This window comes from Paenibacillus sp. GCM10027628, assembly GCF_042676385.1.
Lineage (GTDB): Bacteria > Bacillota > Bacilli > Paenibacillales > NBRC-103111 > Paenibacillus_E.
In genome coordinates, this window is the sequence record NZ_JBHTHA010000052.1 from 160,500 (window position 1) to 176,428 (window position 15,929).

13 protein-coding genes and 1 riboswitch are annotated in these 15,929 nt (G+C 46.9%); of the genes, 4 read left to right on the forward strand and 9 right to left on the reverse strand.

The features are described from left to right. Positions 1-677: 677 nt before the first annotated feature. A complete protein-coding gene (locus ACFQZT_RS32085; protein ID WP_379306998.1) occupies positions 678-1,961 on the reverse strand; it encodes a Gfo/Idh/MocA family protein in 1,284 nt (427 codons plus the stop codon). Positions 1,962-2,117: 156 nt separating this feature from the next. Here ACFQZT_RS32085 and ACFQZT_RS32090 point away from each other — a divergent pair, with 156 nt between their 5' ends. Next, on the forward strand, positions 2,118-2,939 hold the full coding sequence (locus ACFQZT_RS32090; RefSeq protein WP_379307000.1) for a helix-turn-helix transcriptional regulator: 822 nt from the start codon (positions 2,118-2,120) through the stop codon (positions 2,937-2,939). Positions 2,940-2,955: 16 nt separating this feature from the next. Here the strand turns inward: ACFQZT_RS32090 and ACFQZT_RS32095 are convergent, their stop codons facing one another. From ACFQZT_RS32095 to ACFQZT_RS32130, 8 genes are all read right to left on the reverse strand, one after another. After that, entirely contained in the window at positions 2,956-4,005 is a 1,050-nt protein-coding gene (locus ACFQZT_RS32095) for a sulfite oxidase (RefSeq protein WP_379307002.1), read from the reverse strand. Between the two features lie 146 nt (positions 4,006-4,151). Then, entirely contained in the window at positions 4,152-5,552 is a 1,401-nt protein-coding gene (gene uxaC / locus ACFQZT_RS32100; RefSeq protein ID WP_379307004.1) for a glucuronate isomerase, read from the reverse strand. Positions 5,553-5,666: 114 nt separating this feature from the next. After that, entirely contained in the window at positions 5,667-6,272 is a 606-nt protein-coding gene (locus tag ACFQZT_RS32105; RefSeq protein ID WP_379307006.1) for a pentapeptide repeat-containing protein, read from the reverse strand. 134 nt (positions 6,273-6,406) lie between these two features. Further along, positions 6,407-8,143 carry a methyl-accepting chemotaxis protein gene (locus tag ACFQZT_RS32110; RefSeq protein WP_379307008.1) on the reverse strand — a complete coding sequence of 579 codons (1,737 nt, stop codon included), beginning with the start codon at positions 8,141-8,143 and terminating at the stop codon, positions 6,407-6,409. A 6-nt stretch (positions 8,144-8,149) separates the two neighbouring features. Then, positions 8,150-9,820: a pyridoxal phosphate-dependent decarboxylase family protein gene (locus tag ACFQZT_RS32115; RefSeq protein WP_379307009.1), complete on the reverse strand. Its 1,671-nt coding sequence runs from the start codon at positions 9,818-9,820 to the stop codon at positions 8,150-8,152. 88 nt (positions 9,821-9,908) lie between these two features. Continuing rightward, a riboswitch (cyclic di-GMP riboswitch) is annotated at positions 9,909-9,994 on the reverse strand. A 221-nt stretch (positions 9,995-10,215) separates the two neighbouring features. Further along, a complete protein-coding gene (locus ACFQZT_RS32120; RefSeq protein ID WP_379307035.1) occupies positions 10,216-11,148 on the reverse strand; it encodes a VanW family protein in 933 nt (310 codons plus the stop codon). Positions 11,149-11,291: 143 nt separating this feature from the next. Continuing rightward, positions 11,292-12,176, reverse strand: a complete 885-nt coding sequence (locus ACFQZT_RS32125; RefSeq protein WP_379307011.1) for a sugar phosphate isomerase/epimerase family protein — start codon at positions 12,174-12,176, stop codon at positions 11,292-11,294. After that, positions 12,145-12,957 carry a phytanoyl-CoA dioxygenase family protein gene (locus tag ACFQZT_RS32130; protein WP_379307013.1) on the reverse strand — a complete coding sequence of 271 codons (813 nt, stop codon included), beginning with the start codon at positions 12,955-12,957 and terminating at the stop codon, positions 12,145-12,147. Before ACFQZT_RS32130 ends, ACFQZT_RS32125 begins: the two co-directional genes overlap by 32 nt. Positions 12,958-13,140: 183 nt before the next feature. Between ACFQZT_RS32130 and ACFQZT_RS32135 the strand changes: the two genes are divergently transcribed. From ACFQZT_RS32135 to ACFQZT_RS32145, 3 genes are all read left to right on the forward strand, one after another. Then, on the forward strand, positions 13,141-13,926 hold the full coding sequence (locus ACFQZT_RS32135) for a helix-turn-helix domain-containing protein (protein ID WP_379307015.1): 786 nt from the start codon (positions 13,141-13,143) through the stop codon (positions 13,924-13,926). Between the two features lie 57 nt (positions 13,927-13,983). Then, entirely contained in the window at positions 13,984-14,550 is a 567-nt protein-coding gene (locus ACFQZT_RS32140) for an MOSC domain-containing protein (RefSeq protein ID WP_379307017.1), read from the forward strand. An 88-nt stretch (positions 14,551-14,638) separates the two neighbouring features. Further along, positions 14,639-15,871, forward strand: coding sequence for an aminopeptidase (locus tag ACFQZT_RS32145; protein WP_379307019.1), 1,233 nt, complete (start codon positions 14,639-14,641; stop codon positions 15,869-15,871). Positions 15,872-15,929: the final 58 nt, after the last annotated feature.

Genomic DNA, 15,929 nt, shown 5'->3' on the forward strand with positions numbered 1-15,929 from the left:
AATCGAAAACGAATGACCTCCAAGCGAAAAAAATTGGTAACATGCGGTGAGAAAGTCACAATAAAATATACTCCTTTTGGCTCGCTCTTCCACAGATTCGAATGCACATCATGCAACCATCGGCCATTTTCAAAGAAATAAGGGGGTAACCTTCGGGTCACCCGCTTGACAAAGAACTAAGATCGTTATTAGCGAACAAGTTTGACGCTAAATTTCGGAGAAATAGTCATTTCGGGGCTCGAAAGAACAAAAGTCCATAAACAACGAACGATCTTCGCTAATTATGGAATTTTATTCTTTCGAGGCCTGATTGGTGGTCATTTACCCACCAAATGCGTCAAATTGTTCTCTATTAGCGACCTTTGTTCTTTCCACGGCGGGTAAGGGGGAACTGTAGACATAGAGGGCATTACCGACTGTTTAGGCACTTCATTCTTCTCTAATAGAGCTTTTACGGTCATTCCGGACAAATAGATTGATAATATTTATCCATAAATCGGCATCATGCACATTTACCTATGTTTCCTATCGAATTATAAAACGCACCTCTATCGGGGAGGTAAGTCATTTTCCAATAACGGAAAAGCCCTATCTGGCAAGGGCTAATAAATTACGAAATTGATTCCTTTGTTCTTAAATCTTCTAGATCTCCTTGTATTTGCCTCGCGACTACCCTGTTAAAATTTCACCAGACGATCAACAGCAACTGGCTGGCCTGTCCGCAGTGAAATGTTGCCTGCAATGCCTGTCAAAATCGACATGGCGCCATCTACATGGGAAGCCGCACGACGGAAACGGTCGTCGGACGGTTTGTCGAAAATATCGCGCAGCAAAATCGGATCACCGCCGCCATGGCCGCCAGTACCTTCTTCGATTTGGACCTGATAAGGCGCAGCGAACATCGGGAATACTTGAATCGTTTTATCCTTCAAAGCGCCTTCATCCTCTTTACGACCGCCAGAATTGACATACGATTGTTCCACGACCTTCATTTCAATTCTTCCTTTACTGCCGTTAATGTTAACATTGAATCCTTCCCAAGGCATATAGGCATTCAGTGAGTAGGTTAGAATCGCCTTGTTCCGGTAACGCACCATAACGCCCATCGTATCTTCGATATTGATGCCGTCGCCGAACACGCTTTGATCCCGTTGATAGCCGTCTTCATGCTCCGCATCCAGATACAGACCTTTGAGATGTTCGTTTTTATCCAGATGAAGCGCGAACGGATCGTTTTCTGCAATAGAATTGCCTGTCGCACGCTGGTAGAATTCAGTGACGCCGCGTTTTTCTGCATTTTCCCGGCCATAAAACATCAGGTCGCCCATCGCATAAACGGTCTGCGGCTGCGTATCCAGCCAGAAATTAACGAGATCAAAATGGTGCGTCGATTTATGCACCAGCAGCCCCCCGCTATTGCGCTTATCCCGATGCCATCTGCGGAAATAATCCGCCCCATGCTGCGTGTTCAGCAGCCATTCGAAATGCACCGAATGCACATCGCCAATTACGCCTTCCATAATTAATTCGCGGATTTTCGTATTATGTGGGGCATAGCGGTAGTTAAATGTCACGCGCAGCTGACGGCCAGTCCGTTTGATTGTATCCAATATCTCCTGGCACTTCTCTTCATCGACTGTCATGGGCTTCTCGGAAATAACGTCACAACCCAGCTCCATCGCCTTGATAATATAAGTGTGATGTGTCCGGTCAACAGAGGTAACGATCACATAATCCGGTCTCTCTTTGCGAATCATCTCTTCAAATGCATCCGACTTATAAGTTGGAACCGCGTGATAACCATATTGGTCGACCAGCAATCGATTGGTGAAATCCATTCTGGTCTGATTGATATCGCAAATCGCTGCCAACTCTGAAGTTTCTCGAAAATCCTTAACGATGGCTCCGTAGAAAAATTCCGCCCTTCCTCCGGTACCAACTAGCACATAACGTTTTTTCATTCAGGTAGTACCCCTCTCGATTCAGATGAACTGATAACATAAGCGTAATACAATATTTGCTTGGTTTCTAATCGAATATTATCTTTCGGTTAATATTCCTTGCATATTTTGCTATTATTAAGAAACCAGCATCATGAACCAAAGAGGTGACAACACATGAAAAATTACGAAATCGAACGGCTTCGCAGGGAAGGACCATTCTCCATGCCTGTCAATCATTTTCACGACCATTATGAAATCTACTACTTGCTCACGGGCCAAAGATACTACTTCATCCAAGATCGTTCTTACTTGATTCAAGAAGGCGACCTCGTATTTATAGACCGCAATGAGCTGCATAAGACACATCATGCGGATGCTCAACCTCATGAACGTATTCTGATTAGTTTTGACGATTCGTGGATTGATTCCATTGGGGAGAATGCCGCTGAACACCTCTTAGTTCCTTTTGCTCAAAAGCAGCACATTATAACCATGAAAGGGCAGAATCGCACCTTCATGGAGAACCTCCTGTTCAGCATGCTGCGCGAACAACAGCAGACGTTAAGCGGCTGGGAACTGAGCAGCAAAGCACTGTTGACTCAATTGCTCATCTTTTGCTCCCGATTCATTGATAAAACGAATGCAGCTCCCGAGCATCCACATGCGATGAACCCCAAAATCTTTGAAATTGTCGGATTTATTAACACGCATTATAAGACCCGGCTGACGCTGGCTTCCATTTCTGAAACGTTCTTTATTAGTCCGAGTTATTTTTGCCGCTCTTTCAAGGAAACGACCGGCTTTTCTTTCATCGAATACCTGAATAACGTACGAATTCGCGAGGCGCAGCGGCTGCTTAGGGAAACGAAGCTCAAAGTAATCGATATTGCCGATCAGTCCGGTTTCGATAGTGTCGCTCACTTCGGCCGTGTGTTTAAGCAAGTCACACAGCAGACCCCGCTTGAATGCCGTAAGCTCACGCGGGGCGTTAAATGAACAAATGGACTTTAAATCAGTCCACATACACGCGTATATGCTGGATTGCGCTATAGCCAAAACCTTTTACATTCCAATCTGCCTTCTCACTTTGAACGTTGCCGGCAGCATCCGTCGCTCTGACTTTAATGTCGTAGGCTCCGGAGACGGTTACTGTCCATTTCCAAATCCAACGCCTCCAAGAATAGGTTTCGTGCGGATCCATCCATGATGCAGACTTCCACGTTGATCCATCGTCTGTACTTATCTCAACCAATACGACTGGTGATTTACCCGATATTGCCGTACCTACGATCCAATGCTCTCCTTTGGCCAATACTTCCCCATCTGTGGGTCGGGCAATGGTTGAATGAAGACGAATCGTAGTCACCGGTTCTAGAGGGGAGGGCACTAAAGGAGTGCGATCGTATACATAGTCTATGACTTGGAAAGGGCCCTGAAACGGCTCCTCCGTGACTGTAATCCGGTGCAGCCATTTAACTGAAGCCATGCCGTACCATCCTGGAACAAGGAGTCTGGCCGGATACCCGTGGCGAAAGGGCAGCGGCTTTCCGTTCATGTAAAGCGCTATAAGCGTATCAGGATTCAGAGCCTGGTCAAGAGGAAGACTTCTCATATAGGAAACCACGCCAGGCCTATCCGTTCTCTCCCCTTTATCCATGCCCTCGAATATGACTTCACGCGCATTCGTTTGAATCCCGGTTACATGCAGCAAATCCGCAAGACGAACCCCAGTCCATATCGCATGACTTATAGCACCTAGTCCCCACTGCTCTCCGCGGGCTTTAGGATGAAAGAGAGCTCTTTTGTCTCCTGCACATTCGAGCGTGACAGGCCGCGTAACCATCGGCAACTTTAAAAGATCGTGATATCGTAAACACATTGGCTGATTTACAAGTCCATGGATACTCAATTCCCACCTGAGAATATCCACATACGGATAAGGAAAATGATTGCGGATATAAAACAGATGTTCCGGAGTGATTCGACTGGAGAGCGAAAGCATGGGGAATTCCTGATTCTCCGGCATCATTTTTCGAGTAATCAAGTAAGCCGAATACAACAAGTCATTCATCCTTTCATAAGAAGAATTGTTTAAGCTCTTATTAGAAGGTATGGGCAACTTGTTGAAATGAGACTCCCCGGTCGGGTCAGTGAATGAGAAAAAGACTGCCCCAAAGGTTCATATAACCTCTTGAGCAGCCGCAAAAATTAAAAACCGAAATATTGTTTGGCGTTGTTATAAGATATGCCCTCAACCAGTTGTTTCAACAGCTCCTCGTCGTTCGGGAACTCGCCCGCCTCCACCCATTCACCGAAGAGGTTGCATAGAAGTCTACGGAAATACTCGTGCCGCGTATACGATAGGAAGCTTCTCGAATCGGTCAGCATGCCAACAAATCGGCCCAGCAAGCCCATATTGGCGAGTGTCTTCAATTGCTGCAGCATGCCGTCTCTCGTATCGTTAAACCACCAGGCCGAACCGAGCTGGATTTTACCTGGTATGCCGTCGCCTTGGAAGCTGCCCATGAGCGATCCGAGAATATCCTGATCGCGAGGGTTCAGCGAGTAAAGAATCGTTCTCGGAAGCGCGTCGTCGAGAGCCAGTGCTGATAGCAAACCTGTCAATGCACCAGCCACAGGGCTGTCATTGATCGAATCATAACCGGTATCGGGCCCCAAAACTTGGAACATTTTTCCATTATTATTTCTGGACGCGTTTATGTGATACTGCATGGCCCAGTCGAGTTTCTTGTAGATGCCGCCCAAAAATAAGAGCGTACATGTCTTGTATTTTTTCTCGTCCTCTAAACTTACAGAATGACCTTGAAGGGCGCTTTGGAAAATCTGCTCCACTTCTTCTTTGGATGCAGCGGCATAAGGCACATAATCCAAGGCATGATCAGATACTTTGCACCCTACAGAAGCAAAAAAGTTAGCTCGATGCTCCAGAGCAGCCAGCAAATCATCATAATTGCGAATCGAAACGCCAGCTGCCTCTTCCAGCTTTCCGATCCAAGGAAGGAAGGTTGCCCGATTGATTTCAAGCGCTTTGTCCGGGCGAAAGGATGGCAGCACTTGCGTATGGAAATCTTTGATTTCTTTGATTTTGATATGAAATTCCAGCGAATCAACTGGATCATCGGTTGTGCAGATGACCGTAACTTTTGACATGGTGATCAAATCTCTGGCCCGCAAATGGCCTTGCGCCAGCTTCGCGTTAACTTTCTCCCAGATGACGGGAGCATTATTGGCATTAATGATTTCATGTACATCAAAAAAACGCCTGAGCTCCATATGAGACCAGTGGTAAAGCGGGTTGCCGATCGCCATGGGAAGTGTCGCCGCCCACGCCGCGAAGCGATCGTAATCGCTTGCGTTGCCGGTAACATACGCCTCTTCCGCCCCATTCGCGCGCATCATTCTCCATTTGTAATGATCGCCATACAGCCAAGCCTCGGTGATCGTATTGAACTGTTTATTTTCATAGATTTCCTGCGGGCTTAAATGACAATGGTAGTCGATAATCGGTAGATTTTTGGCGACGTTGTGAAACAAATGAACAGCCGTCTCATTCGTAAGCAAAAAATTCTCGTCTAGAAACGTTTTCATATAGCAAGATTCCACCTTTCATGAGCTGAATGATCTGCTGTCTATTCTAGACGAGTCCTGCCCAAAAATCTTGTGATTTTTTGCTTTCCTTTTGTAAAATATGCAGATATTGACTTAGTCGATCTTCGCTCCATAAGCGCGGGCAAATGCGACCGCTTGCGTCATATCCATTCGCGCACCTTTGATATCCAAAGACTTGAAATCGATCCCGTCCAGAATAGCGCCTCGTAAATCCGCTCCAGCCAGCTTCACTTTCCCCATTTGCGCACGTGTCAAATCAGCTTGCCTGAGATCGGCCTTCTCCAAGTTGCAACCGTTTAAATCCGCTTCCCGCAAACGAATGCCTGACAAAACCTGCTTCATCAAATTCGCGTTCCGCAGATTCGTATAGGACCAGTCACCGCCTTGAAGCGTTATGCCATCGAGCAATGCCTCAGCGAAATCGGAGCCGACCATTTTACAATCTACAAATTTGGCAACGAAAAGATTGGCGCCTTGAAACCGGCAGTTCGTAAAAGCCGAGCCGGTATGCACAGATCCGTTCAGCTGCGCGCCGGTAAAATCACAATCGATAAAATGCGAACCCATTGTATAGATTTCTTCCAAATGAGTGCCCCGGAACCGGCATCGCGTAAACGTACAATTACGCAATTCGCCGTCCCTTTGATCGGCATGACTAAAATCCTGTTCTACATATTCTTGATCGGTATATGAGTACATACTTGCATCTCCTAACAGCCATTTATCAATAGCGAAATTCATAGTCATATTGTATATGAAAGGAGACAGATTATGAAGTTTCGGAGAAAAACAAAAAAGCCAGCACTAGGCTGGCCGTCTCAATTGAACGAAGTTTATTCTGAAATTTTAAAGTTTTGCACGGAAGTTTGCAAGTTCACAGCCATATCGGATAATTGGCGTATAGCTGCAGTAATCTCCTGAATGGAAGCACTTTGCTCTTGCGCTGCGGCAGCTACTTCCTCATAACCTGCGGATTGTTCCTCCGTGATTCCGGATATTTTTTGCATCGCGTTGGAGATGGTCACAAAGGATCTTTCCGCTTTTTCTAACGAATTCAGCAGGTGATCCGTCCGACTGGAAAATACGGAAATACCATTAAATATAACTTTAAAATTCTCATAGGTTTCATTGATCCAGGTTTGCCCCTGCTCTACCGCCCGATTTCCCTGAAGAACACTTTCCATAACTAGCTGACTGTCATTTTGCGTACTGGAAACGAGCTCGGTGATCGAGCTTGCGGCATTCGTCGATTGTTCCGCCAGCTTCTTCACTTCGCCGGCAACAACGGCAAAACCTTTGCCTTGTTCACCCACGCGTGCCGCTTCAATAGAAGCGTTAAGGGCAAGCAAGTTCGTTTGCTGGGCAATCTCGGTAATGATATGAATAATTTCACCGATTTCTTTCGAGCGGTTCCCAAGCTGCCCGGCGGCTTCTTGCGAATTTTTCATTTCTTTTTGAATCACGTTCATTTGATGCAACGTTTTTTCAACGAGCTGTTGGCCCTCTACAGATTGCGCGCCGACTTGATGAGCCATAGTCTGCATCTCTTTGACTTCGGTGGTTACCTCTACCAATTCGTTATTAATATCGATGATCGAAGCCGTGCTATCTGAAATCGAAGAAACGACCTCAGCGACGCCTTCGTTCATGCTGTTCATGGATACGGCCACTTGCCCTGCGCTGGAGCTCGACTCATCCGCGGACTGGTACAATTGCACGCTGGTATTGGTGATCAGATTGGATGAAGAAAATATTTGACGGATAAGGGACTCCAAGCTGTGCCTCATCTCGCTAAATGCATTCGCCAATTTACCGATCTCGTCGACACGCTGAATAGAAACTTGTGCAGACAAATCTCCGGCAGCAACCTTTTCGGTCACACGCATCAGTTGGACGACCGGTTTCGTCACGCTGCGGCTAATCAAGTATGCGATTAGAGAACCGATGACCAGAACAATGAAGGTGATCATAAAAGTCGTCCACAACAGATCTTGCTTTGTTTTGGGAACGACCGAGGCATCCAAATCGATGCCGATAATTCCGATATTTTCATTTTTACTGTTTTTCAACGGAACAAAGATGGATTTATGTACGCCGTATTCATCCTTATAGATGCTGCTGATCGTAGGTTTATTATCCTTAATCGTTGCGTTCATCTCAGGCGTAAAAGGATAATCGGTACCGAAATCGTCATCAACTCCGGTTAATATGACAATTTGCTCTTTGTTTTGAGCTTTTTTCAACACATACACGTTCTCGAGTGAATCTTCTTTTTTAAACTGCTCGAATTGTTGTTTGATTTTCGTATAGGCCGGATTATCTTTTCCGGTAATTCCATCAGCCCGGTCAGGTATGGAAGCCATGTATTTCGAAACGTTTTGAATATTGGACGTTAATCTGAGGACGAACTGATCCTCAAGCTTGGTTGTTAGTTTTTGGCTAACCATGTATCCGGACAAGGAAAATGCCGCGCAAATAAACAAGAGCAGGAGTAAAATACTGCCCGTCATTTTAACCGCGATACGTTCCCGGAACCAGTTGATCATTTTCATTGGAGCCTGCTTTGCCACTTTCATTTACCTCCCGCTCAAAATCGTTGATTCATAATGCTTTTCGTAGACTTGCGCTACGGTTTCTTTCAAATATTGAACAATTTCAGGCACGTGCTTGGTCTCTGTATAAGGAGAAATAATAAAAATCTTAGACGCGTATAAAGGAACCAAGCCGCCGTCTTTCGTCTGAACCATGAGATGCTTCTTGGTGTCGCCGAAGAAGATACGATCGCGATGATCCCCAAGCATTTCAAACAGTCGTTCGTTAAATTTGTTGCTCCGTTCGATTTCCAGACGGGTACACATGCCCTTCATTTCCGCCTGGAAGCCAGGACTGCCCTCCGGATATATACGAAATAAAGTGATGATGCCAGGGTTGTCACCATTGACGATTTCGGCTTGTGGGATTTCCCATTTCAACGCTTCCCTGAAAGCGAGATTAACCTCAACGAATTGCGCCAGCAATCGCTGATACCCTTGAATGCCGAAGGCAAGCAAAGCACCATAAATACTAATAGAACTCGCCATGCGCGAACACTCCAACGTATATCCGGTATGGTATTGCCCATATCCGCGGTGTCCGACATAAGGCGTTTCATCCGGATGCAAATCGACGAGCGTTAAATCGGCGGCATCCTTAAGCAGAAATAAGCTTGTCACATAAGGAGTTTGACCTAACTTTTGGAAATCGAAGCAAAGGGAATCGGCCAGTTTCAAATGTATCATCTTGCGTTGGATGGACTTTAGCGCTTGAACAACATCCGACTTAAACTCAAGTGGATTTGCAGTGAAGTCATAGTCGTTAAAGAAAGCGAAAAAACCGCCTAAAGCAGAATCTGCATGAATATGAGGTCTGGATAAGCCATGATGAGCGGCTACCTGCTCGGCCATAGCGTAAATTTGCCCTACATCGTCAATACCCATTGCGTCTGTCGTTCCGGTAGTAGCAACGATATAAATCGGAATTCCGCCGTTTGCAATAACTTCTTTCATTTTGTTGCGCAGATCGTCCACATCCATGGAACTGTCTGCATGCGTACGGACCCTTATCAATCTATCACTGCCTATGCCTGAAGCTTCCATAGATTTATATAAACTATAATGCGCGGCATCGGAACAAAAAGCGTACAAATTGTTGGGAACGCCTTTTTGCAACGCGTCCGGAACAAATTTGGCAATCGCAATCCGCAGACCGGAGAATACGGCTCCTTGTCCGCCCCAAGTCGTATAACCGCCGCTTTTCAGCGAATCGTACCCGATTAATTTGGACATCATGCTGATAACCCTTACTTCCGCTTCGGCTCCAGCGGGGCCATACACATCCCATAAATTATTGCCATTCACCATAAAAGCTGCAATCATGCCCATAATCCCAGGGATGCTTGCCATCGGCAAAATATTCGTTAGAAAATATTTAGAATGATAAGGATGATCATGCAGCAATTTCAATAACTCGGAATTGACATCCTCTAATGGAACGCTGCCGTTTGGAATCGCACTATTTCGAATGAGGTCATTGTAAAAATTTCCACTTCGATTTTTATGACCCTTGAGATTCACGCCATCCGGGTTTTTGAGCTCATCTACGCCCCTAACGATTTGTTCAATGAGCTGTAAAAACATTTGACGCGTTTGTTGATTTCCATCCTCACTGGGAAACAATTGCTGTACATTCGTCAGTCTCTTCTCTCTCATATTTTTCTCTCCTATCGATTGAGTTCGTCGTATGTAAACATCACAAAAAGGCGAACATGGATGTTAGCCCATATTTCGCCAATTGCTGAAGTGCAACTGGCTGACATATCCTTGTAGGATGTAGTCCCTCTAGCTTTGCGTCCCCATTTTTCAATAGGTTTGCCATTATTAACTTGTCAGTGAATATTTTTCAACGACAGTAATCGACATACAAAACTTTACAATTTCATACACAAGAATAGAGTATAGTACAGTCGTATGAATAAAACAACACATTTTTCCAATATTGTTTGTTAAGTTTTAATGCAGTCATGATATGACTTTTTTAACAAAAGACGAATGAAACCCCTTCCACATGGATAATAGAAGGGGTTTTGTCCTTATATGCGTGATCGTTAAGGAACCGGAACTCCCACGTCCGTACCGGCTTGAATCTCCTCAGGCAGCGCTTCAGAGGCGCTGGGTACATGCCGCGGCTTGAAATTTACGACATCGGAGGAGGAGATCGTAATGTACACCCTGCCCGGTGAGGCTTGAGCCCTAATCAAAATAGGTTGATTGTAATTGTTGGTGAAGCTGAAATCCGGTCCGCCCCAATTCACGGTAGCATCCCGCCCAGGTGGAACGTACGGTACGGACCTGCTATGCGAATATCGTTCCACGATTTTCAGACCGGCACGGTCTACCGCGTTGAAAAGAGTCGACGAAATCTGACAAATTCCGCCGCCTATGCCTTCGGAAAATTCGCCTCTGACAATGACTTTGGCTAGTTTATAGCCTTTTGCCGGTGTTCGAACGCCTACCACACGATTAAAGGAGAATGTTTCCCCGGGATAAATCACGACATTGTTAATCGCATTCGCAGCCAGCTTCATATTATGATAGCGATTATTGTTATTCGAATTAAAGTAAGTGACGTAATATCCGATCGACTGTACGCGTATTGTTGCAAGCAACTCACTGTCCACTTTGGGATAGATGGCTGACACAGGAGCTGTCATTTTCTTGGATTGTTGATTATAAAAAGTATCGTAGAACTCCTTTCGGAAGGCTTGACGATTCAGTTTTGCACCTGAAACTTCCTTCACGATGGCTCCACTTTCATTAATGGTGGCGTTTACGGGCGCCCGGAATATCTTTTTTTCGACGTCCTTGACTAGCACGTCTAATTTCTCCTCGTCAACCAGAGGCACATCGATAAATGGAAGCGAATAATCCGTGCGGTTCACATTCTTGATGCATTGTCCGTTCCGGTCGATGCATAGATCATCTTGCAAGTGATTCGGCTGAAGTAATAAAAATAGTCCAGCAATCCAACCATAACCCATAAACAAGCACATCTCTCCTATTCTTATCCAGGCTTGTACTAAATCCTAAATGGTAGTATATCCAATCTTTGTAATTTCCACTAAAAAAGACAACTCAAAGAGCCCCTTCTACGATGAGAAAGGGCTCTTGATCTAAGTAGGCGCTATATGATGATTTCCCTCCATAACGCTCGGGCGCGATCTGCGAAAAGCAGCGATTGCGACCATCGGTCGCTGCATTCATGCTGCCGGTTCGCATATTCATCCGTTGTGATCGCATAAGGTGCAGGGCCTAACTCGCATACAAAAGAGAACACGTCACCCGGTTTGGCGGCACTCCGCCAGTTACGCATGCCGCTTTGCCACCAGTGTTCAAAGTGGGGCATCATCGGATGTTCCCCTCTTTCTCCGACGTTCACCTGAACTTGCTCGCCATTGGACACTCTTGCATGAATACTGGCCGTGCGGGTGAGCAGGGTTTGCAGTAAGTTCTCGGCTTCCGGTCTAACGGTATGCATCTCGCCAGCGACGACATAATGGGAGAAATCAATCGTCAGCCGCAGATCGTCCAACCGGTTGATATATTGAACGGTTCGCAGCAGATCTTGGGTGATCGTACCCCGATGTGTCTCGATGAACACCGGGATTCCTGCATGTTGGGATACGCTGAGCAGCTCAAGAAGCAGCGCTTCCGCCGGTTGATCGGTCAGAAATGGCGTTAACACCTGGGCGTTAATGAAGGAGACAGGTCCGTAATTTTTTACGTTTTCGATAAATTGTTGCAGGTCTTGCGCGGTTCGCGGGTAGGCATTCACACTAAACGACAAGCCGTAATGATCCAGCATCCGCCGCCACGCCGCCGCTTCCTCAGGCGGGGGAACGAAGCCGTTAATTCCGTCAAAACCCGCTTCCGCGATGTGACGGAATTTCTCCTCAAGGCTCCATTCCCGGCCATGTTCGCCCAATCCATTCATCGCCCACCATGACATCTGGACGTCCAGCTTTGCTTCCACAGCGTTAATGGGGGTAGACCACTTCGAATTCGTCACCGCATGGACCTCCATTCGGATTAATTGCCAGGTCGACGGGAACGCCGTCTTGTCGATACAAGGGACGGTAGTGGTTGCTAATATGAGTCGCCGAAGCATTGGCATAATGGCAAATAAACGCCCGGCGGAATCGGTCCTTCGACTTATTCCGGTACGACCCGTGAATAAGGTTCCCGTTGAAAAACAGCACATCGCCTCGCTCCATGATGGCTGGTATGGCTTTTTCATCTTTCGGCGGCTTCACATAATGCGTCGTAAACGACTCTTTTGAATCTGCCGTATCGGGACAGGAGATGTCCAATTGATTCGTTTTCGGCACAACGAGCAATCCGCCGTTTTCTTCATCGGCTGCATCAATAGCGGTCCAAGCGGCTATACAATTGCCCGGTTCCACCTGCAGGTAAAAATTATCCTGGTGCAACGCTTGGCCGCGCGAACCCGGCGGTTTGTAATAAAACATACTTTGCGCGGCAAGCGCTTCTTCATCATACAAATCTGCTAGCACTTCCATAACAGGCGCATGAAGCATATACTTTTTCGCCGTTTCGTCAAAACGGTGCGGATGCATCACGCGCGGATATCGTTTGAGCGGATCGACCACTGTGTCTGCTTGCAGGTCCGGTTCGAAGTAACCAGGTACCGTCCGGTGGCTGATCACTTCAAAAGTCTCGTCAATCTCGGCCAAATTCTGTTCGGAAAACAAGCCTTTGACGATGAGATAGCCTTCTGTTTCAAACTGATGTTTTTGTTCTTCGGTAAGCCTGCGCAATGGCTGCGTCATGTGAATTCCTCCCATAATGAACAATCATGTTTCCTGTAACTTAAGCATAAAGAAATTCCCCGTCTTAAAGAAGTAACGATGATGCTAATTACTCACACAATCCTGCTATTTTGTTGCTAGAGCTGATGGTTATCCGATATGATGTTAATAAAATAATAGGGTATGGATGATGGAGGAATTAGAGTGGAATTTTCAGCTCATACGATCATCGCAGGACATTTCATAGAGACGGATACCTATGTAACCAAACGGCCGCAAGGAAGAAACGATTGGTTGATCACGTTCACCCTTGAAGGAGAGGGATACTATCTGACCTCTGGTCAGGAGCAAATTTGCCAAGCCGGCGATGTGTCCCTGCTCAGACCAGGTACGCCGCATCAATATGGCACGAGAAAAGGCCAAACCTGGCAGTTCGTTTGGGCCCATTTTCCTGCATCGCTCACCGAAACGAGCTTGCTGCCGGATAAGGAGCTGTTCATTCTTTCCATAGAAAGCGAATCGATTCGCGAGCGGATTTTTCAAGCTTTTACCCGAATACTTGGAGACTCTAGAGAACGGGGGGATTTCTGGTTTGAGTTATGCTGCAGCTCTTTGCGAGAAATCCTGCTCATTATGGCACAGAAAACTAGCAGAAAAGTCGACTCCCGCATCGAAGAAGTTCTTCACTTGCTCTCTGTACAGATGCGACTGCCGATTCGAATCGACGATCTCGCCAGAACGGTCGGGCTCTCACCTTCCAGACTGTCTCACCTTTTCAAAGCGAGCACCGGATATTCGATCGTGGATACGCTAAATCGCATGCGGATTCAACAAGCCGTTCTTTTGCTCGAGCATACCGATCGAAGCGCATCGGAAGTTTGTTATGATGTTGGCTTTCAAAACTACAATCATTTCACCAATCAGTTTCGCAAATGGCATGGCATGAATCCAAGTACATTTATGAGGAAACAAACGGTAAAAAAAATTTGACAGACTCAAAAGCTGAGGGTAATTTTAAGTTATACCATTAAAAGGCGGTGCCCGCGTATGGATAACGGAGTTGATTCACCCCGTTTGGGGATTGTCAAGGCAGTCAGCCTGAGTCCGACACACACGTTTAGCAAGCCGAATCAGTTTAGCATTGAACTTGTAGTCGGTCTTGGCGTCCTCGGAGACGCACATATGGGCGAAACGGTGAAACACCGCTCACGCGTAGCTCAAGATCCGACCCAACCCAACTTGCGTCAAGTACACCTCATTCATGCCGAGCTTCATGAGGAATTGCGGGGCGCAGGCTTCGAGGTGCTCGACGGGCAAATGGGCGAGAATATTACAACCCATGGCGTCGATCTTCTAGATCTGCCGCGGGGAACCAAGCTGCATGTAGGAGCCGCTGCTGTCATCGAGGTAACCGGCCTGCGCAACCCTTGCCCGCAGCTGGACCGATTCCAGACAGGGCTCAAGTCTGCCCTTTTGGGGGAAGATGCGGACGGCAATGTCATCCGCAAGGCGGGTATCATGGGCATTGTGCTTGCAAGCGGCCAGGTCCTTCCGGGAGATACAATCCGCGTCGAACTGCCCCCAGGACCGCATTTGCCGCTGGATCGAGTCTAATTAACTAAGCCCCACAAAGTGACGCCAAGCTCTGGAGCATAATCCGGGTACTTTGCGAGGACCCCAAATAAAAATTAGGAGGATATGTATGACTTTTGAAACCAATCTGGAAAAATATGCTGAACTTACCGTTCGCGTGGGTTTAAACATTCAGCCTGGGCAAACGCTTTGGATTAACGCCCCTATGCACGCCCCGCAGCTTGTTCGTTTCATAGTTAAGAAGGCTTACGAAGTTGGAGCCAAACACGTACATATCGAATGGCAGGATGATATTTGTACGCAAATTAAATATAAGTATGCTCCCGAGGAAGCGTTCCATGAATATCCCAATTGGAGAGCTCAAGCCATGGATGAGCTCGCGGCCAACAATGGGGCTTATTTATTGATCGAAGCAGCCGATCCCGAGCTGCTGAAAGATGTGGATACCAAACGCATCTCCGCTTTCTCCAAAGCCGCCGGCCCTAAATTAGTGAAGTGGAGAGAAAGCATGTCGGCCTACAAGATGACATGGTCGATCATTGCGGCACCTTCACCCGCATGGGCAAAGAAGGTGTTCCCTCACTTGGAGGAAGGCGAAGCGATTAACGCTCTGTGGGATGCCATCTTCAAAGCGACGCGGGTGGACCAAGAGAATCCAGTTGAAACATGGATCGCACATAATGCGACACTGCGCAGCAAACGGGAGCAGCTCAATGAAAAGCAATACCGCAAAATTCATTATCGGGCACCCGGTACTGAACTAACGGTCGAGCTTCCCGACAATCATGTCTGGAGAGGCGGGGCCGCTACCAACGGGACAGGAGGATTCGATTTCAATCCGAATATTCCGACCGAAGAGGTTTTCATCTCCCCTCATAAAAGCGGCACACAAGGTACCGTTCAAAGCACGAAGCCTTTAAGCTACCACGGCAGTCTCATTAACAATTTCACGCTAACCTTTGAAAACGGACGTGTCGTTGATTATAAAGCCGAGCAAGGTTTTGAATCGCTCCAAGCGATGATTGAAATGGATGAAGGCGCTCATTACCTAGGAGAAATCGCCCTCGTGCCGCATCATTCGCCCATCTCGAATTCCAACCTGATCTTCTTCAATACGCTGTTCGACGAGAATGCCTCCAACCACCTGGCTTTGGGCAGATCCTTCCCAACCTGTGTTCAAGGCGGAACCTCGATGTCCAAAGAGGAGCTGGAACAAGTCGGATTGAACGACAGTCTGATTCATGTTGACTTTATGATTGGCTCTGCCGACATGGACATTGACGGCGAGCTGGCGGATGGCCGCATCGAACCTATTTTCCGAGGCGGAAACTGGGCATTTTAATTAAGTAGGAGGGGGCGGCTAGCCCCCGACCTCTTACACCACCGTACGTACCGTTCGG